Below are 1,267 nucleotides of genomic sequence, written 5' to 3' on the forward strand. Positions count from 1 at the left end.
GGCTCGACCCTCTCGCTCTTCTATCGAAACCGTAACGAAGCCCGGCAAAACGAGTCTGCGCTGAAGAACATCCGTGCCGAAATCACGGGCGTCGAGCGCCGCATCGAAGAGGTCGACAGACTGATCGAGAAAGCCGAAAAGGAACGGGACCAGCTCTTCAACCCGCCCCCGGCATCACCCGCAGTTCCCCTGCCCGCCCGCCCGGGGCTGCCGCCACCGCCGGGCATCCGGGAATAAGACGTCTTCGCGCAAATACGCTCCGTTACTGCTCACAAGGTCCACGACAATCACTTGCATGCTCGATACCGTTCGTGCTGAGCCTGTCGAAGCACGAACGGCCACTTGTCGATGGTTCCGCATTTCGCCCTTCGACAGGCGCAGGGCGAACGGTTGGTTTTCATTCTCCAGGACTCAATACCTGATGAGTCGAGCAGTATCAGTCAGCAAAACACCGCCGGCCGAAAGGCTGGCGGTGTTTTGCTGAGAAGAATGTTTACAGGATCTTGCCGATCAACGCGCGGATGCGGGTCTGCAGGTCGACGATCTTGGGTTCGGGCTTTTCGCCAGCCATGAAGTTCACCTGGCGAAGAACGGCCTTCAGCACCGGAACGAAGTGATTGGCGCCCGGTTCCTTCTGGTATTTTTCGAGATACTGGACGAGCACGCGGGCCTTGATGAGATCCCCGTCCTTGAGGTCATTGATAATCAATTCCGAAAGGCTTTCCTGGACGAAAGCGAGGAATTTGTCGTTCTCGAGGCGGCGGAGACCGACCACGTTCTGAGCAAAACTTGCCTTGCTGGTGATGGCGATATCGATGTGGGTGAGAATCTGGCCCTTCTTGGTGCGAAGCACGAGGCGGGTTTTCCCGTTCTTCCAGGATTCAACCTCGCCATTCGCATGAACCATGAACTGGCCCTTCGGGTTGCGGACGACCCATTTCGACTCGCCCGACCATGACTCGAGACGGCCGACACCCCATCCGGCGAACGTGCCGTCCTGGTTGCGGACGACGAACTTGATGCCGCGGTTTTTCCAGATCTCGTATGCTTTCGTAAGATTGGTGACGGTTTCATTTTCCGCATCAGCGGCAATCAGGGGAAGAGTGGGCAGAACCAAGGCGCATACCAGCAGAAAGACCACGAAGAAACGCTTGTTCACGTATTTCCCTCCGTTCGAATGAATGATTTTTTCGATTGTGAGAAATGGTATCAGATTTGGTTATGTCCAGTCAAGTGGTGTATAAACCACCGCGATCATGAATCAGTT

The 1,267-nt window shown here is 55.7% G+C and carries 2 protein-coding genes; one reads left to right on the top strand and one right to left on the bottom strand.

All coding sequences use genetic code 11. The annotated features are described in order from the left end of the window. Positions 1-237: hypothetical protein (locus PLU72_08355; GenBank protein HOT28189.1), on the top strand; the 237-nt coding region annotated here is incomplete at its 5' end. Positions 238-493: 256 nt separating this feature from the next. Here PLU72_08355 and PLU72_08360 read toward each other — a convergent pair. Continuing rightward, positions 494-1,159, bottom strand: a complete 666-nt coding sequence (locus PLU72_08360) for a hypothetical protein (GenBank protein ID HOT28190.1) — start codon at positions 1,157-1,159, stop codon at positions 494-496. Positions 1,160-1,267: the final 108 nt, after the last annotated feature.

This window comes from Candidatus Ozemobacteraceae bacterium, from assembly GCA_035373905.1.
Classification (GTDB): Bacteria; Muiribacteriota; Ozemobacteria; order Ozemobacterales; family Ozemobacteraceae; genus MWAR01.